Origin of the sequence: Mammaliicoccus sp. B-M6 (assembly GCF_022386965.1) — a bacterium.
GTDB lineage: Bacteria > Bacillota > Bacilli > Staphylococcales > Staphylococcaceae > Mammaliicoccus > Mammaliicoccus sciuri_A.
This window is the reverse complement of record NZ_JAJNHJ010000039.1, coordinates 1-19,942: the sequence shown is the minus strand read 5'-3', so window position 1 is coordinate 19,942 and position 19,942 is coordinate 1. Positions and strand designations below refer to the sequence as shown.

Annotated in this window: 22 protein-coding genes and 2 tRNA genes; 21 read left to right on the top strand and 3 right to left on the bottom strand. The window is 31.6% G+C overall.

Going from position 1 to position 19,942, the window contains the following annotated elements; genetic code table 11:
* Positions 1-95 precede the first annotated feature (95 nt).
* Positions 96-761: an HD domain-containing protein gene (locus tag LQ693_RS11780; RefSeq protein WP_103361825.1), complete on the bottom strand. Its 666-nt coding sequence runs from the start codon at positions 759-761 to the stop codon at positions 96-98.
* Between the two features lie 64 nt (positions 762-825).
* Positions 826-2,307 (bottom strand): cardiolipin synthase, encoded by a 1,482-nt coding sequence (cls, locus tag LQ693_RS11775; RefSeq protein WP_103361826.1) that lies wholly within the window; start codon positions 2,305-2,307, stop codon positions 826-828.
* A 151-nt stretch (positions 2,308-2,458) separates the two neighbouring features.
* Here cls and LQ693_RS11770 point away from each other — a divergent pair, with 151 nt between their 5' ends.
* Together LQ693_RS11770 and LQ693_RS11765 are read left to right on the top strand one after the other, a co-directional pair.
* Positions 2,459-2,662, top strand: coding sequence for a copper ion binding protein (locus LQ693_RS11770; RefSeq protein ID WP_025904499.1), 204 nt, complete (start codon positions 2,459-2,461; stop codon positions 2,660-2,662).
* Between the two features lie 141 nt (positions 2,663-2,803).
* Positions 2,804-2,938: an Lmo0850 family protein gene (locus tag LQ693_RS11765; protein WP_224658879.1), complete on the top strand. Its 135-nt coding sequence runs from the start codon at positions 2,804-2,806 to the stop codon at positions 2,936-2,938.
* Between the two features lie 47 nt (positions 2,939-2,985).
* Here the strand turns inward: LQ693_RS11765 and LQ693_RS11760 are convergent, their stop codons facing one another.
* On the bottom strand, positions 2,986-4,185 hold the full coding sequence (locus LQ693_RS11760) for an FtsW/RodA/SpoVE family cell cycle protein (protein WP_107565851.1): 1,200 nt from the start codon (positions 4,183-4,185) through the stop codon (positions 2,986-2,988).
* Positions 4,186-4,365: 180 nt separating this feature from the next.
* On the opposite strand from LQ693_RS11760, the gene LQ693_RS11755 reads away from it, so the two are divergent.
* The 19 genes from LQ693_RS11755 (at position 4,366) to LQ693_RS11665 (ending at position 19,840) form a co-directional block, all read left to right on the top strand.
* Complete coding sequence (locus LQ693_RS11755) at positions 4,366-5,439, top strand: D-alanine--D-alanine ligase (RefSeq protein WP_037589765.1); 1,074 nt, start codon at positions 4,366-4,368, stop codon at positions 5,437-5,439.
* Between the two features lie 11 nt (positions 5,440-5,450).
* Entirely contained in the window at positions 5,451-6,800 is a 1,350-nt protein-coding gene (locus LQ693_RS11750; RefSeq protein ID WP_103361828.1) for a UDP-N-acetylmuramoyl-tripeptide--D-alanyl-D-alanine ligase, read from the top strand.
* Positions 6,797-7,477, top strand: coding sequence for an alpha/beta hydrolase (locus tag LQ693_RS11745; RefSeq protein ID WP_025904503.1), 681 nt, complete (start codon positions 6,797-6,799; stop codon positions 7,475-7,477). Before LQ693_RS11750 ends, LQ693_RS11745 begins: the two co-directional genes overlap by 4 nt.
* Before the next feature lie 173 nt (positions 7,478-7,650).
* Entirely contained in the window at positions 7,651-9,180 is a 1,530-nt protein-coding gene (gene cshA / locus LQ693_RS11740; RefSeq protein WP_037589762.1) for a degradosome RNA helicase CshA, read from the top strand.
* 90 nt (positions 9,181-9,270) lie between these two features.
* Complete coding sequence (locus tag LQ693_RS11735; protein ID WP_103361829.1) at positions 9,271-9,750, top strand: PH domain-containing protein; 480 nt, start codon at positions 9,271-9,273, stop codon at positions 9,748-9,750.
* A complete protein-coding gene (locus LQ693_RS11730) occupies positions 9,740-11,260 on the top strand; it encodes a PH domain-containing protein (protein WP_107565853.1) in 1,521 nt (506 codons plus the stop codon). The genes LQ693_RS11735 and LQ693_RS11730 overlap by 11 nt, the downstream gene beginning before the upstream one ends.
* The gene (locus tag LQ693_RS11725) at positions 11,250-11,714 is read left to right on the top strand and encodes a PH domain-containing protein (protein ID WP_103361831.1); all 465 of its coding nucleotides are present in this window, start codon (positions 11,250-11,252) and stop codon (positions 11,712-11,714) included. The genes LQ693_RS11730 and LQ693_RS11725 overlap by 11 nt, the downstream gene beginning before the upstream one ends.
* A gap of 30 nt (positions 11,715-11,744) precedes the next feature.
* The gene (gene acpS / locus LQ693_RS11720) at positions 11,745-12,107 is read left to right on the top strand and encodes a holo-ACP synthase (protein ID WP_103361832.1); all 363 of its coding nucleotides are present in this window, start codon (positions 11,745-11,747) and stop codon (positions 12,105-12,107) included.
* A 47-nt stretch (positions 12,108-12,154) separates the two neighbouring features.
* Positions 12,155-13,303 (top strand): alanine racemase, encoded by a 1,149-nt coding sequence (alr, locus tag LQ693_RS11715; RefSeq protein WP_107573085.1) that lies wholly within the window; start codon positions 12,155-12,157, stop codon positions 13,301-13,303.
* An 84-nt stretch (positions 13,304-13,387) separates the two neighbouring features.
* On the top strand, positions 13,388-13,555 hold the full coding sequence (gene mazE, locus LQ693_RS11710) for a type II toxin-antitoxin system antitoxin MazE (RefSeq protein ID WP_025904510.1): 168 nt from the start codon (positions 13,388-13,390) through the stop codon (positions 13,553-13,555).
* Positions 13,556-13,927 (top strand): type II toxin-antitoxin system PemK/MazF family toxin, encoded by a 372-nt coding sequence (locus tag LQ693_RS11705; protein WP_025904511.1) that lies wholly within the window; start codon positions 13,556-13,558, stop codon positions 13,925-13,927.
* 96 nt (positions 13,928-14,023) lie between these two features.
* Positions 14,024-15,028: a SpoIIE family protein phosphatase gene (locus LQ693_RS11700; RefSeq protein WP_107565855.1), complete on the top strand. Its 1,005-nt coding sequence runs from the start codon at positions 14,024-14,026 to the stop codon at positions 15,026-15,028.
* 104 nt (positions 15,029-15,132) lie between these two features.
* The gene (locus LQ693_RS11695) at positions 15,133-15,456 is read left to right on the top strand and encodes an anti-sigma factor antagonist (protein WP_025904513.1); all 324 of its coding nucleotides are present in this window, start codon (positions 15,133-15,135) and stop codon (positions 15,454-15,456) included.
* Between the two features lie 4 nt (positions 15,457-15,460).
* Positions 15,461-15,937, top strand: a complete 477-nt coding sequence (gene rsbW / locus LQ693_RS11690; RefSeq protein WP_025904514.1) for an anti-sigma B factor RsbW — start codon at positions 15,461-15,463, stop codon at positions 15,935-15,937.
* Positions 15,912-16,682, top strand: coding sequence for an RNA polymerase sigma factor SigB (gene sigB / locus LQ693_RS11685; RefSeq protein WP_025904515.1), 771 nt, complete (start codon positions 15,912-15,914; stop codon positions 16,680-16,682). The genes rsbW and sigB overlap by 26 nt, the downstream gene beginning before the upstream one ends.
* Before the next feature lie 119 nt (positions 16,683-16,801).
* Positions 16,802-18,955 carry a Tex family protein gene (locus tag LQ693_RS11680; RefSeq protein WP_107565856.1) on the top strand — a complete coding sequence of 718 codons (2,154 nt, stop codon included), beginning with the start codon at positions 16,802-16,804 and terminating at the stop codon, positions 18,953-18,955.
* Positions 18,945-19,391, top strand: coding sequence for a SprT family protein (locus LQ693_RS11675; RefSeq protein WP_107565857.1), 447 nt, complete (start codon positions 18,945-18,947; stop codon positions 19,389-19,391). The genes LQ693_RS11680 and LQ693_RS11675 overlap by 11 nt, the downstream gene beginning before the upstream one ends.
* Before the next feature lie 266 nt (positions 19,392-19,657).
* A tRNA-Leu gene (locus LQ693_RS11670) sits at positions 19,658-19,743 on the top strand.
* Positions 19,744-19,766: 23 nt separating this feature from the next.
* Positions 19,767-19,840, top strand: a tRNA-Gly gene (locus tag LQ693_RS11665).
* Positions 19,841-19,942 lie beyond the last annotated feature (102 nt).

Here is a 19,942-nt window from a genome sequence, read left to right as displayed (position 1 = left end):
ATAGAAAAAACACCTCCGTATAAATTCATTTTAATATGAATTCAACGAAAGTGTTTTTATTTTACTCCCACATCCTGGGGTTAGTGCAATTGTGATTAGTTTGTTTTTTTATTTACATCCCATTCTTGATAAAATTGTTCTAAAAAGTTTTCCATAAATAGATGACGTTCTTCAGCGATTTGTTTGCCTCGTTTAGTATTCATTAAATCTTTTAATAATAATAATTTTTCGTAAAAATGATTGATTGCCGTATTCGGTTCATCATGATATTGACCTTCTTGTAGATCATTTAAATTACGCGGTTGTTGAGAAGAAATATGCATAGGTTCTTTAAAATGACCAGCATATTGAAATGTTCTAGCTATTCCTATCGCACCAATCGCATCTATACGGTCTGCGTCTTGGACGATCTTTCCTGCTAAGCTTGTAAGTTTACCTTCATTTTTACCACCGTTATAACTAACATACTTTAGAATATGGATAATCTCTGTTTGAATCGCTTCACTTAACTCCATGTCATTCATCCATTGATAAAGTTGTTGCCACGCTGTATCGGCATCTTTAAATAATTTCTTATCAACAGCATCGTGTAGTAAACTTGCTAATTCAACTACGAATAAATCCACGTCCTCAAACTGTGCAATATCTAGAGCATGATGTCTTACTCTTAAAATATGCTCAAAGTCATGACCAGTTGTATCGTTTTGATGTAATGTTCTAACATATGATTCTGCTTCTTTAATAATCTGTTCTTTATTCATATCTTTCTCCTTAAAAAAACAGGTAGAAAAGTTTGAACAATCATCTCTTCTACCTGTTTAGAATTTATAATAAAGGTGATAGTAAGCGTGCTATACCTTCTTTTAATTTAATCCACGTGCTTCTATTTTCATATCTTTCTACTGTTAATAATGATGAATGCGTCATATCATTCTCATAAGCTAATCGTGAATTCTTTGCGATTTCTTCGTCGTAAATAAAGGCATTAACTTCGAAGTTTAATACGAAGCTTCTATTATCCATGTTTGCTGTACCAATACTTACAACTTCATCATCTATAGCTACCATCTTCGTGTGTATAAAGCCTTTTTCGTATATATGAACTTTAACGCCAGCTTTAATTAATTCACCGACATTGGCAAATGTTGCCCAATAAACAAATGGGTGATCAGGTTTATTAGGAATCATCACATTAACATCTACACCTGATAGGGCAGCAATCTTAATCGCATCTAAAAATGATAAATCTGGAATAAAATATGGTGTTTGAATGTAAATATGCTTTTTAGCTTCAGATATCATTTTTAAATAACCATATTTGATTTGTTCCCATTCTTCATCGGGACCACTTGATGCAATTTGAATACCAACTTTACCGCCAGACTCAACATCAGGGAAGTATTTAGATTCATAGCGCATCTTGTCACGTGTAGATTGTGAGTTCCAGTCCAACATAAACCTAAGCTGTAATGCATTGACTGAGTCGCCTTCTAATTTTAAGTGCGTATCTCGCCAATAACCAAATTTTTTATCTAAACCTAAATATTCATCTCCGACATTAAAGCCACCTACGTAACCAACTTTTCCATCAATCACAACAATCTTTCTATGGTTACGATTGTTCATTCTAAAATTAATGAGAGGGAGTTTAGAAGGGAAGAAACTTGCAACTTCTCCACCTTGAGCTCTAAATTTCTTAAATGAAGATAAATTTAATTTACGTGAACCCATGTCGTCATATAACATTTTAACTTCTAAACCTTCTTGAAGTTTCTTTTCAAGTTCAAATAAAATCTTTTTACCTAAGTTATCCTTCTTAAAGATATAATATTGAATATGGATATATGACTCAGCTTTTCTAATATCTTCAATAAGTGCATCGAATTTATCATGTCCGTCTGTAAACATTTCAACTTTGTTATCAGTTGTTAAGAAAGCTGAGTTATTGTAAAGCAACATATGAATCAGATGCTTATAATTAGAAATCTCAGGCTTATCAATTTCGAAATTATTTTCATCAATTGCTTTGATTTGTTCATTTATGACGTGTTCAAGACCTATTTTATCTTGTTCATCTAAGTTGAAAATACTCTTTCTTTGAATTTGTCTCCCAAATAGTAGGTAAAGTATAAATCCTAATATCGGAACAAATAAAAGCACTAACAACCAAGCCCAAATCGCACCAGCTTCTCTTGGTTCTAAGAAAATGATAATAAATCCAAACACAACATTCAGAATAAATGCTGTAATAAGTAGCACTGATACTATGATGGAAAAATCAAATGAAAAATATGAGAAGTAGTTCATACCAATGCCTCCGTTTCTTTATCTTAAACTAGTATAATACATTTAAATTAAAATTGAAAAGGTTGTATTTGACCCTTCTAAAACATATGCATATAATGATTATGAAAAGGCATCAATTAAAATATCATTTAAATATATAGGAGTGTTATAAATGAAAGAACAAATCATTAATGTTGAAGGTATGTCTTGTGGACATTGCAAACAAGCAGTTGAGGAATCAGTAGGTCAATTAATCGGTGTTAAAGAAGTTGTCGCTAGTCCGGATGATAATCAAGTACGTGTCGTATACGAAGATCCTGCAAGTATCGATAATATTGAAAATGCTATTTTCGATGCTGGATATGAAGTTGTTTAAGATATCATTCATATAATTATTATAAAAAAATAACAAATTAAACAAAAAAATAACAATATAGGCCGAATGAACTATAGTCAAACTACTTAATTTAGAGTAGAATGAACTTAAGGTAATTAAATTGAATAAGAGGTGGTACCCATGAATCAACCTAAGTCAAAGGTAAAGAATGTGGTCAAACTTTTATCATCATTAGGCGTAAACATAACAGAAACTAAGTCACGAATAGAAATAATGCGTAGTTTGCCGAATGTCGCAACTAACAAGTTGAAATAAATTGGTAAACTAAAAAACCGCGTCCTCAAATTGAGGATGCGGTTTTTTTATATGTCGGCTTTTTGGTCGGATTCTGTAAATTTCTCTTTTTCGTGGTAATAGATAGATAGTAATATACCGACACCTGCCATTAATGACCATAAAGCTGATCCACCATAACTTATAAATGGTAATGGGATACCTGTGATAGGTAGTAGTTGAATAGTCATACCGATATTTTGTACAACGTGGAATAGTACGAATGATAAATATCCGATTATAAATACAACATTAAAAGGATTACGTGTCGTAGTAGCCATTCTAATTAAGTGTATGAATAACGCTAAGAAAATAATCAGTACAGCCATCGTTCCAATAAATCCAAATTCTTCACCAATAATTGAAAAAATAAAATCGGTATGGTTCTCAGGAATATAAACTTCACCGTTATTTAAACCTTTACCAAATATTTGACCAGAACCAATGGCTTTTAATGATTCTGTTAAATGGTATCCGTCACCTGAACTGTATGCATATGGATCTAGCCAAGAGTTAATACGTCCTAATTGATACGTCTTAATACCTGAAACTTTCTCAATCACACTTGGTTTAAAAATCATTAATAAAATGATACTTGAACCAATACCGAATAAAGCGATGAATGCTGGTGCGAGTATTCTCCATGTCACGCCAGAAACAACAACGATACCAAGAATAATCGCAATTAATACGAGTGTTGTTCCTAAATCATTTTGCAAAAGTATTAATAACATTGGTATTAATGAAGTTAAACCAATTTTTAGTAATAAATTAAAGTCTCTTGATAAAGATTTGTTGTAAGTAAATCTATTATGTTGATAGATAACGTTAGCTAGCGCAATAATTAAAATGATTTTCATAAACTCAGATGGTTGGATACTGATAGGTCCTAGTCTATACCAACTTTTAGCACCATTAATAATAGGTGTAAAGCTAGATTCAGGCAGGATTAATAGTCCAACTAATGATAAGTTTCCAATTATGTATATAATCCAAACATATTTTCTTAGTGTCTTTGGAGATATGAACATTAAGGCAATGGCTAAAATAAAACCAAGCACATAGTATAAAACTTGTTTAATTAAAAAGTTTGTTTCATATTGTCCGCCAGACATTGCAGAATTGATTATTAAACAACTCGTTCCAAATAAGATAAGAATAATCGTAATTAATCGCCAATCTATTCTTTCTAGAAACGATTTATTTAATGTACGAGTAGAAGTTTCCATTAAAAGACTCCTTTAATTAACACTAAATTTCATAATTTTCATTATAACTTGATTGTACATAAAGTGATACATTTTTGCTATTCAGAAAAGCGTTATTTTTAAAATAGTCATGTTGATACGTGCAACAATAGCTAAAAACATGATAAAATATAGGCTAATAATCTACTTGGAGGCTTATATATGTCTAAAAAAAATATTTGCATTATATATGGTGGGAAAAGTGCAGAGCACGATGTATCAATTTTAACGGCTCAAAATGTGATCAATGCAGTTGATCTATCTAAATACATAATTGATATCATTTATATTACAAATGATGGGGATTGGATTAAAAGCGACCAATCTATCGATGGAAAAGTCGAAGATATTGAACAATTAAAATTATCAAGTGAATCATTAACACCAATATCTAAATTATTAGAAGCGAGTAATGATGGCAACGCATATAGCGCAGTATTTCCATTATTACACGGTCCAAACGGTGAAGACGGTACAATTCAAGGTTTATTTGAAGTATTGGATATTCCTTATGTTGGTAATGGTGTGCTTGCAGCATCAAGTTCAATGGATAAATTAGTGATGAAACATTTATTCGCTCACAGAGGATTACCTCAATTACCATATGTAAGTTTCTTAAAAAGTGAATACGAGAAATATGAACATAATATAGTGGAGCTTATACAAAATAAACTTGAATATCCTGTGTTCGTTAAACCAGCAAATTTAGGTTCAAGTGTTGGAATTAGTAAATGTACGAATAAAGAAGAATTAATTTCTGGTATTGAAGAAGCATTTCAATTTGACCGTAAACTTGTTATCGAACAAGGTGTTGATGCAAGAGAAATTGAAGTAGCCGTATTAGGTAATGATTACCCAGAAACAACTTTACCTGGTGAAGTTATTAAAGATGTACAATTTTATGATTATAAATCTAAATATAAAGATGGCAAAGTTAAACTTCAAATACCTGCTGATGTAGATGAAGAAACAGCAACAACTTTAAGAAATATGGCTATTGAAGCTTTTAAAGCAACAGATTGTTCTGGATTGGTAAGAGCAGACTTCTTCTTAACAGAAGATAATACAATTTATATTAATGAAACAAATGCAATGCCAGGATTTACACAATACAGCATGTATCCATTATTATGGGAGAACATGAACTTAAGCTATACAGAGCTTATAACTAAGTTAATTGAACTTGCTATTGAACGATACGATAACAAGAAGAATATCAAATATAAAATTGACTGAGGGTAAATAGAATGAATATTAATTTACGTAAAATTAAAGAATGGATTGATTGTGACATTCAAGACGAATACCTTGATGTCGTTGTTCAAGGTACATGTATAGACTCAAGAAAAATTGCTAAATCAAATTTGTTTATACCATTTAAAGGTGAAAATGTAGATGGTCATAAATTTGTACGTCAAACACTTGATGATGGTGCAGGTGCATCATTTTGGCAAAAAGATGTACCAAATCCGCCAGAAGGACCCATTATTTTTGTTGATGACACTTTAGCAGCATTACAAAGTTTAGCTAAAGTATATTTGAAATATGTAAATCCTAAAGTTGTCGCAATTACAGGTTCAAATGGTAAAACGACAACTAAAGATATGGTTGAATGTGTATTGAATAAATCATTTAAAGTTAAGAAGACACAAGGAAATTATAATAATGAAATTGGTTGTCCATTGACGATACTCGACTTGGATGAAGATACTGAAGTATCCATTCTAGAAATGGGTATGAGTGGTTTTGGTGAAATTAGTGAATTAACACATTTAGCTGAACCTGATGTTGCCATTATCACGAATATTGGTGAGTCTCATATGCAAGATTTAGGTTCTAGAGAAGGTATTGCAAAAGCCAAATTTGAAATTACAGAAGGTCTTAAAGATAAAGGACTATTCATATACGATGGTGATGAGCCATTACTTAAACCTTTCGTATCTGAAATGAAACATGACAAACTATCTGTAGGGGTAGCGAATGATAATGATGTGATTATTAAAACGAATCAATCATCAAGTCATGGCATCAATTTTCAATTGAATAATAGTCATTTCATTTATCATTTAAATATATTAGGTGAACACAATGTTAAAAATGCCACATATGCAATTCAAGTGGCTAAACATTTAGGTGTAACGGAAGATGTTATTCAAAGTTCTCTAGATGATCTTGTATTAACGGATATGCGCATGCAAAGAATTGAAACTGACCAATATGGTTTACTCATTAATGATGCATATAATGCAAGTCCAACAAGTATGAAAGCAGCAATTGATACACTGCATAATATGGAACAATCGGATAAGACACTTATTCTTGCGGATGTATTAGAATTAGGTGAAATGAGTCAAGAGATGCATGAGCAAGTTGGCTATTATTTAGAACATAAAGCTATACAAACGTTAATCACATATGGTGAAGAAGCGGCTCATATATCAAATATTGCGAAAGCATATATACCTGAAACTTATCACTTTGAGCATAAAGAGGAAATCACAGACTATTTAAAAAATCAATTAAATGAAGACTCTATCACTTTGTTTAAAGGTTCTAGAGGTATGTCACTCGAAACGATTATTAACGCGCTTACATGAAAGTAGGTATCTTGTTTTTACATGGTTATACAGGTGGTCGTTATGAGTTATTACCATTAATTGAATATTTGAGTAGTCGCTATGATTTTATACTTGAAGCGCCGGAATACCCAGGACATGGCTTGAATTTATTGATTAAAGATACAAATGAAGATATGTGGTTTGAGAGAGCGAAACAATCTTATGAAATATTAAGAAAGAAATCAGATAAAGTCATTGTGATAGGATTTTCAATGGGTGGCATTATTGCAGGTTTGTTAGCTAAAATTAAACAACCCGATCAATTAGTGTTAATTGCACCAGCTTTTGAAAATATTAATATACAATACTTGGTTAAGTCACCATATGCATTTATCAATAATATGAGATATGCAGATTTGAAGATTCTTGATTTTATGGTGAGACGTACAATCAAAATAAACTATAAATCATTTGTGGCATTTAAAAAATTACAGCAAAGTGCGCTATATGTTCCAGAACAAATAACAGCGAAAACGTTAATCATTCATGGCACAATAGATGGTCTTGTTCCAATTGAGAAATCGAGAAACTTAGTGAAGAGAATAAAGCATGCACGTCTAGTTGAAATTGATAAAGGACCACATGAAATTTGTTTATCAAAAGTAAATTATAAAGTTTTTTATGAAGTTGAAAAATTTATATTTAAAAATAAATAAAGAAGTGAAACTGTACTAAATCCCTTTTTAGTGCAGTTTTTTTATGTTTTTGTCTATGAAAATTAAATGTAAACGACGATTTAATCGCATTGCGCTATTGGTAAAAGGGTGGTAGTATATAGAAGTTGAATAAAAAAGACGAGATGAATTAACTATATAAAAGGAGAATTATTTTGCAAAAATTTAAAGAATTAGGTATTTCTGAAGCTACCTTAAACGCTTTGGACAAAATGGGATTTACTGAACCAACACCAATACAAATCGAAAGTATTCCACATACATTACAAGGTACGGACGTGCTAGGACAAGCACAAACTGGAACAGGAAAAACTGGTGCATTTGGTATTCCATTAATTGATAAAGTAGCAGATAAACAAGGTGTACAAGCATTGATTCTTGCACCAACACGTGAATTAGCAAACCAAGTGGCAGAGCAATTACGTAGTTTCAGTAAAGGACAAAACGTAAGTGTCGTAACTGTATTCGGTGGTATGCCAATAGACAGACAAATCAAATCACTTAAAAAAGGTCCACAAATCGTAGTAGGTACACCAGGACGTGTGATTGACCACTTAAATAGAAGAACATTAAAAACAGAATCAATTTCTACATTGATCTTAGATGAAGCAGATGAAATGATGAACATGGGCTTTATAGATGATATGAGATTTATAATGTCTAAACTTCCATCTGAAAATCGTCAAACATTACTATTCTCAGCAACAATGCCAAAAGCTATTCAAGAATTAGTTCAAAAATTCATGAAGAGTCCAAAAATTGTTAAAACAATGTCTAACGAATTGTCAGATCCACAAATTGATGAATTCTACACAATCGTTAAAGAATTAGAAAAATTCGAGACATTTACGAATTTATTAGATGTTCAAAATCCTGAATTAGCAATTGTATTCGGTCGTACGAAACGTCGTGTTGATGAATTAACAAGTGCTTTAATTACTAAAGGATACCGTGCTGAAGGTTTACACGGTGACATTACACAAGCTAAACGTTTAGAAGTATTGAAAAAATTCAAAAATGATCAAATCGATATTTTAGTAGCTACAGATGTTGCAGCTCGTGGATTAGATATTTCTGGCGTAAGTCACGTTTATAACTTTGATATCCCTCAAGATACTGAAAGTTATACACACCGTATTGGTCGTACAGGTAGAGCGGGTAAACAAGGTGTTGCCGTTACATTTGTAAATCCAATCGAAATGGATTATATCCGTCAAATCGAAAAAGCTAATAAACGTCAAATGAGCGCTTTACGTCCACCAACACCTGGTGAAGTTATGAAAGCGAAAGAATCAGATGTTAAAGATAAAGTTAAAGGTTGGGTAGAAAGTCCAATCGAAGGTCGCATTGAAAAAATTGCTGAATCATTAATTAAAGAATACGGTGACCAAAAATTAGTTGCTGCATTATTACAAGAATTAATTACTTCTAACAACGATGCAGAAATTCAATTAACATTTGAAAAACCATTATCTAAAAAGTCTAATCATAGAGGCAAACAAGGTAACCGTGGTGGTAACTCACGTGGTAAATCTAGAACTAGATTTGATGGTAAAAACAACAAACGTCGCGGTAATGATAAAAACAATCAATTTGACCGTAACAAAGGTAAAAACAATAAACCAAACAAACAACGTTCAAAAAAACAATTCTCAGGTAGAACATTTGCTGAGCATTCAAAATAAAAACTAAACAAGAAGTGTGTGTAATCTCTAAGGTTACGCACACTTTTTTTATGATATAATACACGTAAATTGAACGATAGAGGAGATTATATGTATAAACCAATACTCGAACACAAAATGCCAAAACAGTCTATAAAATATGAGTATGTAAATCATATTATAAATGTCATAGTTATCTTAGTTTTGTACAGTGTATTTGTATTTTTATGGCATAAATATGATTGGTGGACATTTCTCATTTATATTGTGACACCGATTGCGCTGTTGATCATTGCGATAGGATTTATAAGTCCGATCATACGACTTAAAAGAACATCTTTTGAAATTGGAGAACGGTATATTGAAGTACAAAGCGGGCTTTATTATCAAAAAAGATTTGTACAACCATATGACAGAATACAATATGTAACGATAAAGCACGGACCAATTTCAAGATTGTTTAACATTTACTTTGTCGTTGTTGTAACAGCAGGTAATTTAGAAGTGTTACCAATGGTCAACCGAGTGATAGCTGACCAAACGAGATTAAATATCATGACTAAGGTTAAAGAGGTGACTGATGATGTTTGATCCTCAAAAATTACATCCAATATCTTATGTTAGTGGCTTTTTAGCCAGTTTAAAAGAAAATGTATTTCCATTAATAATCGCTGTGTTTATTGTTGTAACACGCGGACTTGATAATTTTTGGGACCTTACATTTCCAATTGTTCTATTAATTTTTTCACTTATAAGTAGTATTTTTAAAGCAATTAAGATTTACAATACACGTTATTGGATAGAGAATGATCAATTGATTATGACTTGGGGTGTCTTTTCAAAAAATCGTAAAGAGTTAAATATTGAAAGGATTCAGTCTGTTGATACTTCTCAAAATATTGTACATCAGTTGTTAGGTGGCGTGAGTTTAAGTATTAAAACACCGAGTGATGGTATTGAATTAGATACGATTACGAAGTCACAAAGTGATAGTCTTTCAAAATATTTAAAAGAAAGAAAATATGCTATTAAAAATAAAGAGCAAAGCGAAGATGAGTTAAACGAGGAACATGGAACGTCGTCTGATTCTGATCAACGTGATGTTATTAATGAAAAAGAAGAAGTCGTGTTCTTTAGATTATCTACTAAAGATTTATTGAAGATGAGTTTTACAAGTGGTGGCATTTTGATTGTATTTGCGGCACTTGGCTCATTACTTGGATTTTTCACACAAATAATCGATATCGAGGATTATATCAGTCCACTGATTAATCAAGTTGTTAATTTAACATTTGTTATCATATCAATTACACTTTTATTTATTATATTGAGTTATGTAGTTGGATCACTTATTGTATTTATTAAAAATTATAAATATCAATTAACATTTGATGGGGAACTTTTAACGGTTAAATATGGTTTGTTAACTGTTCAAAAGCGTACCGTTCCAATTAGAAGAATACAAGCATTAAAAGAAGAAGAATCTATATTCAGAAGAGTGATCGGATATACTAAAATATCAGCGATAATTACTTCAGATGGACATTTTGAAAATGGAGAAGATACTGATGTAGGAACTGTTACAATCTTGCCATTTATGAAGAAGAAAGAAGCATATCAATTACTTGAAGATATTATTCCACAATTTCAGTTTCATTCCGTTAAAAAAGGCTTACCTAAACAAGGTATTCGTAGAAGAGTGTTCATCCCGACGATTATTCTATTGTTAATAGTGATACCTATCCAAATATATTTATGGTCTTATACTTGGATGATCGGATTAGTAATATTCTTGGTTATGATATTTTATGCAAGTATCATTACGTTGAAATCTGGATATAAAATTTATGACGACTCAATTGTCATACTGAATGCAACACCGTTTGAATATACAACAATTTGGGCGAATAGAAATAAGATTTTAACTTTTGAATTACATGAAAATCCAATTATTAAACGTAAAGATATTGCACATTTCACAATTCAAATAGCATATGGAAATGGTATGTTGTCTAAAGGATTAAGATTTATTAATAAACAAGATACGTTAAATATTTATAAATGGTATAAAGATAAAGGAGGTCACGTAGATGCTTCCTAGATATAGAATGGATAAAAAGGGAATGGTCGTTGAACGTATTGGATCGCTCATTACAATTTCAATACTCATCATCATATTAATCGTCATGGCAGTAATTTTTAATTTATGGTGGACGACAGCTTCAAAATGGTTTCTGCTTATTCCCGTAGTGCTTATCTTTGTAATAGCAATATATGGTTTAATCATCCAGCCTTATTACATGTATAGAAATTTCAGGTATGAAATTAATGATGATGAAATAAACATTAAATCAGGAATTTTTATGATTAGAGAAACAACGATACCTATGGGTAGAATTCAAAATGTTGATTTATATGAAGGATTCATAATGAGAAAGTTTAACCTGGCTAATATTACGTTGTCTACAGCTGGAGGGAATCGAATGATTCAATATTTAAATAAAGAAAAGGCAAATCGTATTAAACACGCAATACAAAATAGAATTGAAAAATGATTTTAATCAGTGAAAATGAAGGTGTTAACGATGATTCAAGGTGTCGGCATAGATTTAGTCGAAATAGAACGTATACAAGATTGGTATACGAAACGACCAGAAATGGTTAATAAAATTTTAACAAAAGATGAAATAAATATTTTTAGCAAAATTAAATTAGAATCGAGAAAAATCGAATTTATCGCTGGTAGATTTGCTGTGAAGGAAGCATTTAGTAAAGCGATGGGTACAGGTATTGGTAAAAAATACGGCTTTCATTCGATTAATTGTTTACCAGATGAAAATGGGAAACCAGAAATAATATGCGAAGGATACCGTGTTCATCCGTCCATTACACACACAAAACATTATGCAGAAGCTATTGTGATTATAGAAAATATTAAGCAAGATTGATTTCTATATGATAAAATACAAATATTATAAGAGGAGGTGCCTTGCTGTTGTCCGAAAAATATTATAGGCCAACTTATATCAACGTCGATTTAAAGGCAATACTAGAAAATTATCAAGCAGTAGGAAGACTTCATCCAAATAAGAAGATTATGGCAGTCGTTAAGGCAAATGGATACGGATTAGGAAGTGTACCAATTGCGACTTACTTAATGAATGAAGGTGTAGACTTCTTTGCAGTTGCGACATTAGATGAAGCAATTGAATTAAGAATGCATGGTATTAAAGCTAAAATATTAGTACTCGGCGTTATTAATACTAAAGATATTAATAAAGCTGTTCAACATAGAGTTGCATTAACCGTTCCGTCAGAACAATGGTTAGATGATGCAATAGAATCAATAGATGATGATTCTGATAAACCTTTATGGATGCACGTAAAAATAGATACAGGCATGGGTAGAATTGGATTAAAAGATATTGAAACTTACCAACATGTCGTTCACAAAATAGAACAGCATGAACGCCTTATATTTGAAGGTGTATATACGCACTTTGCTTCTGCAGACGAACCAAATGATTTTTCTAAAAAGCAATATGAATTATTTGAAGAATTTGTAGAGTCTTCTCAAACACCTGAATATATACATGCTCAAAATTCAGCAGGTGCTTTAAGATATGATGCATCTATTTGTACAGCTGTTAGATTTGGTATTTCATTATATGGATATTATCCATCAAAATATATTCAAGAAATTTCTAATTTAAAATTAAAGCCTTCTGCGCAATTAGTAACAGAAGTTGTTCAAACTAAATATTTAGAACCTGGGGAAACAGTGAGTTATGGTGCAACATTTACTGCTGGTGAACGTATTAAAGTGGCCACATTACCAATAGGTTATGCAGATGGTTACTTAAGAAAGATGCAAGACACACTCGTGAATGTAAATGGTGTGAATTGTCCCGTCATAGGTAGAGTATGTATGGATCAAACGATGATTAAAGTGCCAGATGATGTTCAAACAGGTGATAAAGTCATTCTCATGGATAATGATGTTGATTCAGAACAATCAGCAGAAAAGATTGCTGAAGCGCAAGATACCATTAATTATGAAGTACTTTGTAACTTGAAAAAGAGATTACCACGTATTTATCATGACGATGAAAATGTTGAAATTACGAACGAATTATTAAAATAGCATAGTCAAATAGAGTTACATTTGTTATGATATTAATAACTTAATCAACAAAATTTACATTTATTTTATCTGGAGGTATTTGTTATGACATCTTTAACGCAAAATCGTACACAAAGTTTAGAACAAACACTGAAAGAAGGCTACCGTTCAATGGCCGATTTAAATCTCTCCCTTGCATCTGAAGCATACTATTGTGAATGTGAAGCTTGTGATTCAAATGAATCGCATATAGCCTCTCAGCAAGGTGAATAAATGAGAAGAGGAGATGTATATCTCGCAGATCTTTCACCAGTTACAGGTTCTGAACAAGGGGGAACAAGACCAGTCGTTATTATCCAGAATGATACAGGTAATCGATACAGCCCGACTGTGATTGTTGCAGCAATTACTGGTAAGATAAATAAAGCCAAAATTCCCACTCATGTAGAAATTGAGGCAGCGAAATATAAACTAGACAGAGATTCCGTAATTTTGCTTGAACAAATCAGAACTATTGATAAAAAACGCTTAAAAGAAAAATTAACATATTTATCTGATGCAAAGATGAAAGAGGTCGATACTGCAATTGCCATCAGCCTCAATCTTACTTTGCAACAAAAATTTGATACATTAGGTAATACATAATGAAATTGTTTTAAAAGAATCAATATTACTTTAAAACGTCTTCCGCTTTAGGATTAACCTAAAGCTTTTTTAGTATATTTGAAACGAGGTGACTTCGTGTCAGAACAAAAGAAACAACAGTATCTTCAATTATTACTTGATTATGTTCAAACAAATGATGACGCAATTTTATCATCTTGCCAAACATTTTCAACTGAAGCCATTGAAGATAATGTTTCACCAGAGGAGATAGTACAATTACATGTAAATATTATGGAACAGGAACCAGAACTGACTAAAGAACAAATCATTCGTTCATTTGATGTTCTTTTAGAAGTCATGATAGGCTATGGCTTTACATACCGTGATTATAAGAAGTTATTAAATAAGATTAAAATTCATGATAAAGAAATGGAAGTTGCGTCTAGTTTGCAACAAACAATGCTAAAGCCTCAAATCCCTCAATTTGATAGTATTCAAATTGGGGCAATTTCCGTTCCAGCACAAAAAGTTAGTGGAGATTATTTTAATTTAATTGATCACAATGACGGAACAATGAGTTTTGCAGTAGCAGATGTTATCGGTAAAGGTATACCGGCAGCATTAGCGATGAGTATGATTAAATTTGGCATGGATTCTTACGGTCATTCGCAATTACCGAGTGACGGTTTGAAACGTTTGAATCGAGTTGTAGAAAAGAACGTTAATCAAAATATGTTTGTAACAATGTTCTATGGTCTATATGAAGAAATAAATAATATGCTTTATTATAGTTCTGCAGGCCACGAACCAGGGTACATATATAGAAGTCAGACTGGAGAATTTAAAGAAATGTCTGAACGAGGCATTGTACTTGGTGTTAATAAACATACACGTTATAAGCAAAGTGAAATAAAAATAGAATTACAAGATATGATTATCGTGTTTACTGACGGTGTAACAGAACTGCGCAATCAACAAAATGAATTTATCAAAACGACAGATTTATTAAGTATGATTGATGAGTATAAACAACTACATCCGCAAGACATTGTCCAAATCTTATATGAAGAGCTTGTTAAACTACAGAATCCAAATAAAAGAGATGATTTAACGATATTAATTGTTAAAAGAGTTAAATAGTTGTAAGTTAAAAATATTTAAGATGTGTTAAATAAGATTAAACATTTTAAAAACGGGTAAAAATAAATGATGAAAGTCTAATACATTTAGGGGTGTAACAAGGAATGAATCTTAACATTGAAACTACTGAACATGAAAATTACTATGAAATTAAAGTTGGCGGAGAACTGGATGTGTACACTGCGCCTCAACTTCAAGACGTATTACAACCGATTAGACAAAAAGGAACACATGATATACATGTTAATTTGGAGAACGTAAGTTATATGGATTCTACTGGTTTAGGTTTATTTGTTGGCACATTAAAATCACTCAATGAACATGATAAATCACTATATGTGCTTGGTGTATCTGATAGAATTGAGAGATTATTTGATATTACAGGACTTAAAGAATTAATGCATGTCAACAAAGGAACGGAGGTATAATGAGATGACATCTAACTATGATTATATAGAGATGAGATTCCCTGCAGCTCCAGAATATGTTGGACTTGTCAGATTAACATTATCTGGCGTGTTTAATAGAGCTGGTGCTTCATATGAAGATATTGAAGATTCAAAAATTGCAGTGTCAGAAGCGGTAACAAATGCAGTGAAACACGCATATAGTGATAAAGTTGAAGGTGAAATATTAATAGGTTACCTTGTATTTGAAGATAAAATAGAAATCATTGTATCAGATTCAGGTAAAAGCTTTAATTATGAAGAAGCTAAAAAAGTGCTTGGACCATACCAAGAAAGTGATAATATCAATTTCTTGAGACAAGGTGGATTAGGACTATTTCTTATTGAGTCATTAATGGATGAAGTAAGTGTCCAAAAAGATGCTGGTGTTACAATAAGTATGACAAAGTATTTATCTAAAGAGCAGGTGCAAACACATGACGGAAGAGTCCAAAGTTTATAATGAAGTTTCTCCAGAAGACATTAATGCTTGGATAGCAGATTACCAAGAAAATGATAATAGTGAAGCTCAAGAAAAGCTAGTATTACATTATCAGAAATTAGTAGAATCTTTAGCATATAAATATTCTAAAGGCCAAGCACATCATGAAGATCTTGTTCAAGTTGGTATGGTTGGTTTATTAGGTGCTATAAAAAGATTCGATGTTTCATTTGAAAGAAAGTTTGAAGCATTTTTAGTTCCAACTGTAATTGGTGAGATAAAGAGATATTTAAGAGATAAAACTTGGAGTGTACATGTACCTAGACGTATTAAAGAAATTGGCCCTAAAATAAAAAAGGCAAATGAAGAATTGACCAATGAATTAGGAAGGTCACCTAAAATTATTGAAATTGCAAATAGACTAGAAGTAACAGAAGAAGATGTCCTAGAAGCAATGGAAATGGGTCAAAGTTATAATGCCTTAAGTGTTGACCATTCTATCGAAGCGGATAAAGACGGATCGACCGTTACGTTGTTGGATATTATGGGAGAATCAGAAGAAGGTTATGATTTAACTGAAAAAAGAATGATATTAGAAAAAATTCTGCCTATTTTAACGGATAGAGAAAGAGAAATAATTCAATACACCTTTATTTCGGGCTTAAGTCAAAAAGAGACCGGAGAAAAAATAGGTCTCAGTCAAATGCATGTTTCAAGACTTCAAAGAACAGCAATAAAGAAATTAAAAGAAGCTGCAATGAAATAAATAATATATTAGTAGAGCCAGAAACATTTCAAATGTTTCTGGCTTTCTTATTTCAAAATCAAAAATGGTTATATTCTATTTATGTTAAAATAAAATATAACCATTTTTAGGAGGCAATTATGAATCAAGAACTAATAGAAATCATAAAGAAAAATCATCCTTTTACAGAAAAACAAATTAAAACTGTACTAGAATTACTAGAAGATAAGAATACCGTGCCTTTTATAGCAAGATATAGAAAAGAATTAACTGGTGGTCTTGATGAAGTTGAAATTAAACAAATTGAAAATGAATATACATATGCACTTAACTTGCATAATAGAAAAGAAGAAGTCATTAGATTAATTGATGAACAAGGTTTATTAACAGAAGACTTAAAAAATGATATTTTAAAACAAACAAAATTACAAAGAATAGAAGATTTATATCGACCATTTAAGAAAAAGAAAAAAACAAGAGCTACAGAAGCAAAACGAAAAGGTTTAGAACCTTTAGCTAAATGGATACTTGAAGGTACTTCTAATATTGATTTAGTAGAAGAAGCTTCAAAATATATTACTGAAGAAGTTACATCTCATGAAGCTGCCATTAAAGGTGCACAAGATATTATAGCTGAAATGATTTCAGATGAGCCAAAATACCGTAAATACATTTTAAATAGTGTTGAAAGACAAGGTAAATTAGTGACTGAGAAGAAAAAGAAAGCTGAAGATGAGAAAAATATTTTTGAAATGTACTATACATATGAAGAACCAATTAAGAAAATAGTACCTCATAGAGTTCTAGCTATTAACCGTGGAGAATCAGAAGGTATATTGAAAGTAGGATTCGAAATAGATACTGCTTCATTAGAAAGTTATTTAACAACTCAATTTGTGAAAAAAGAACATAAACATATTGAAGTGATTAAAGAAGCCATTCAAGATAGCTTGAAAAGATTAATCTTACCTTCTATTGAAAGAGAGATTAGAAGTGAATTAACACAAAAAGCTGAAGAACATGCAATTGAGATCTTCTCTGAGAATTTAAAAAACCTTTTATTGCAAGCACCATTAAAAGGTAAAAAAATACTAGGACTAGATCCAGCATACAGAACGGGTTGTAAGTTGGCTGTTATTAATGAATATGGCTCATTTGTTGATAAAAATGTGATATATCCTCATCCTCCAGTATCTAAAACTGATCAAGCGGAAAAGATATTTGTAGATATGATCAAGAAACATAATATTGAATTAGTTGCGATTGGTAACGGAACGGCAAGTAGAGAATCAGAACAATTTGTAGCTGAAATGATTAAAAAGCATGACTTACCTTGCCAATTTGTGATCGTTAACGAGGCGGGTGCTTCGGTTTATTCAGCTTCAGATATAGCTAGAGAAGAATTTCCTGATTTTAAAGTTGAAGAGAGAAGTGCTGTATCTATAGGTAGACGTGTACAAGATCCATTAAGTGAACTTGTTAAAATAGATCCTAAATCAATCGGTGTCGGTCAATATCAACATGATGTAAATCAAAAAGCACTAAGTGAAACTTTAAAATTCGTTGTGGAAACTGCCGTTAACCAAGTTGGTGTTGATGTGAACACTGCATCTCCATCGTTACTAAGTTATGTATCTGGTCTTAGCAATACAGTTGCAAATAACATTATTAAATTCAGAGAAGAAAAAGGTGTTATTACACATCATTCAGAAATAGCTAAAGTTCCAAGATTAGGTAATAAAACATTTGAACAAAGTATTGGATTTTTAAGAATACTAGATGGAAGCGAACCACTTGATAAAACCGCTATTCACCCTGAAAGTTATGAAGCGGCTTATGCGTTAATTCAACATGTTGGTTTACAAAAAGAAGATATTGGTTCAGATGTATTAAAAGAAAAACTAAATAAATTAGATATACAAGATACAAGTGAAAATTTAAATATAGGTATACCGACACTTGAAGATATCATTGCTTCTTTAATAGCACCTTTAAGAGATCCACGAGATGAATTCGAAACACCAATTTTAAAGTCAGATGTTCTTTCTATGGAAGACTTGAAACCAAATATGGCTTTAAGTGGTACAGTACGAAATGTAGTAGACTTTGGTGCGTTTGTAGATATAGGTGTAAAACAAGATGGTCTTGTTCATATTTCTAAATTATCTAAAGGATATGTTAAGCATCCTATGAATATTGTAAGTGTAGGAGATATAGTTGATGTTTGGGTATTAGATGTAAACCAAGATAAACAAAAAGTATCATTAACTATGATAGACCCTAATGGACAATAAGACACTTCAAGAACTTGTGTCTAATATATCAATGGAATATTTTAATAAGCCTTTTAAACACAATGCAGTATTTAACAAAAGGTTAAGAACAACTGGTGGAAGGTATCTATTAAAAAGTCATGATATAGAAATTAATCCGAAACAATATGAACATTTTGGTGTTGAAGCACTAATAGATATTATTAAACATGAACTTTGTCATTATCATTTACATATAGAGGGTAAAGGATATCAGCATAAAGACAAAGCTTTTAAAGATTTAAGTAACGAAGTAGGTGCACCACGATTTTGTAAAGCCGTTCAAAGTTATAAAGAACGTGCTAACTATTTATATCAATGTGGGCAATGTAAAACAGAATTCAAACGTATTAAACGTGTTAATACACGTAAATATAGATGTGGACGATGTGGTGGAAAGTTAAAAAATATAACATAAAGAATAATTGGGAAAGTACTACACTAAAAATATGCGAGTGTAGTACTTTTTATTTAAATTTTTAATAAAAAAGCATTGACGAAATAATAGATCCAGCGTATTATAGTTAATGTTGCTTGAACGAAACGTAACAAATAATAAGACAAGTTATTCAATGTAAAATTACATTGAAAAGTTAAATATTTGTATTGACTTTGTAAACTTAATGTAATATACTTAATGACAGTAACTTAAATAACAAATTGATTGAGTACTGCAAACCATGCGCGGTCGTGGCGGAATGGCAGACGCGCTAGGTTGAGGGCCTAGTGGGAGAAATCCCGTGGAGGTTCAAGTCCTCTCGGCCGCACCATTCATCAATTTTAATATAGCTAAGCGGGTGTAGTTTAGTGGTAAAACCTCAGCCTTCCAAGCTGATGTTGTCGGTTCGATTCCGATCACCCGCTCCAAATTATTTTATAATGAACATTGAAAACTGAATGACAATATGTCAACGTTAATTCCAATAATTGAGTACTGAAAGTACTTCAGAGTGATTGGCTTAACCAATC

Excerpts from the sequence above, each read along its gene's own strand:
- LQ693_RS11730 (WP_107565853.1), top strand. The coding sequence starts at position 9,740 with ATGATGTTTGATCCTCAAAAATTACATCCAATATCTTATGTTAGTGGC.
- LQ693_RS11745 (WP_025904503.1), top strand. The coding sequence starts at position 6,797 with ATGAAAGTAGGTATCTTGTTTTTACATGGTTATACAGGTGGTCGTTAT.
- rsbW (WP_025904514.1), top strand. The coding sequence starts at position 15,461 with ATGACATCTAACTATGATTATATAGAGATGAGATTCCCTGCAGCTCCA.
- LQ693_RS11675 (WP_107565857.1), top strand. The coding sequence starts at position 18,945 with ATGGACAATAAGACACTTCAAGAACTTGTGTCTAATATATCAATGGAA.
- LQ693_RS11755 (WP_037589765.1), top strand. The coding sequence starts at position 4,366 with ATGTCTAAAAAAAATATTTGCATTATATATGGTGGGAAAAGTGCAGAG.
- LQ693_RS11705 (WP_025904511.1), top strand. The coding sequence starts at position 13,556 with ATGAGAAGAGGAGATGTATATCTCGCAGATCTTTCACCAGTTACAGGT.
- acpS (WP_103361832.1), top strand. The coding sequence starts at position 11,745 with ATGATTCAAGGTGTCGGCATAGATTTAGTCGAAATAGAACGTATACAA.
- LQ693_RS11770 (WP_025904499.1), top strand. The coding sequence starts at position 2,459 with ATGAAAGAACAAATCATTAATGTTGAAGGTATGTCTTGTGGACATTGC.
- cls (WP_103361826.1), bottom strand. The coding sequence starts at position 2,307 with ATGAACTACTTCTCATATTTTTCATTTGATTTTTCCATCATAGTATCA.
- LQ693_RS11735 (WP_103361829.1), top strand. The coding sequence starts at position 9,271 with ATGTATAAACCAATACTCGAACACAAAATGCCAAAACAGTCTATAAAA.
- LQ693_RS11760 (WP_107565851.1), bottom strand. The coding sequence starts at position 4,185 with ATGGAAACTTCTACTCGTACATTAAATAAATCGTTTCTAGAAAGAATA.
- LQ693_RS11780 (WP_103361825.1), bottom strand. The coding sequence starts at position 761 with ATGAATAAAGAACAGATTATTAAAGAAGCAGAATCATATGTTAGAACA.
- LQ693_RS11765 (WP_224658879.1), top strand. The coding sequence starts at position 2,804 with ATGAATCAACCTAAGTCAAAGGTAAAGAATGTGGTCAAACTTTTATCA.
- LQ693_RS11680 (WP_107565856.1), top strand. The coding sequence starts at position 16,802 with ATGAATCAAGAACTAATAGAAATCATAAAGAAAAATCATCCTTTTACA.
- LQ693_RS11695 (WP_025904513.1), top strand. The coding sequence starts at position 15,133 with ATGAATCTTAACATTGAAACTACTGAACATGAAAATTACTATGAAATT.
- LQ693_RS11725 (WP_103361831.1), top strand. The coding sequence starts at position 11,250 with ATGCTTCCTAGATATAGAATGGATAAAAAGGGAATGGTCGTTGAACGT.
- sigB (WP_025904515.1), top strand. The coding sequence starts at position 15,912 with ATGACGGAAGAGTCCAAAGTTTATAATGAAGTTTCTCCAGAAGACATT.
- LQ693_RS11750 (WP_103361828.1), top strand. The coding sequence starts at position 5,451 with ATGAATATTAATTTACGTAAAATTAAAGAATGGATTGATTGTGACATT.
- mazE (WP_025904510.1), top strand. The coding sequence starts at position 13,388 with ATGACATCTTTAACGCAAAATCGTACACAAAGTTTAGAACAAACACTG.